This window comes from Janthinobacterium foliorum (assembly GCF_978021625.1).
Genome location: NZ_CDXDQE010000068.1, coordinates 1 through 392 on the forward strand (window position 1 = coordinate 1; position 392 = coordinate 392).

A 392-nucleotide genomic window follows, 5' to 3' on the forward strand; every position below is an offset into this window, starting at 1 on the left:
TAGCCGAGCATCAATGCCGCCGCCATGCTGGTCAGGGCAAAGTGCGCCCCGCCCCCGCTGCTGCCCGGCAGCGAACGCTTGCCGGCGGATTTGACGTTTTCGGAAACGGCGGCGTAAGCGCCCGTGGCCTGGTTCCAGATGGAGCGGTAGATGCGGTTCATGACTGTGTCCTGATTTGTGTTAACTTATTTTTTAGAAATACTTCACGGCCTGCAGCCAGAAACGTCCGGCCTTGTCCGGTTCCGACGTCGCCTTGGCATTGCCCAGCTTGTGCGCGTAGTACGCTTTCAGCACCAGCGCATTGGCGCCCGTCCACGTCACGCCCACGCCGGCGCCGCTCAGGGTGCGGCGGTTCTCGCCCGCGCTCCAGGCATCGCGGTTCAGCTTGACGG

Annotated in this window: 1 protein-coding gene and 1 pseudogene; both read right to left on the reverse strand. The window is 63.3% G+C overall.

Translation table 11 applies throughout. The annotated features are described in order from the left end of the window. Positions 1-161 (reverse strand): ESPR domain-containing protein (locus ACZ92H_RS29515; RefSeq protein WP_465051982.1); only part of this gene is annotated, 161 nt, incomplete at its 3' end. Between the two features lie 31 nt (positions 162-192). Next, positions 193-392: pseudogene (locus ACZ92H_RS29520) on the reverse strand (ShlB/FhaC/HecB family hemolysin secretion/activation protein); the annotation flags it as partial.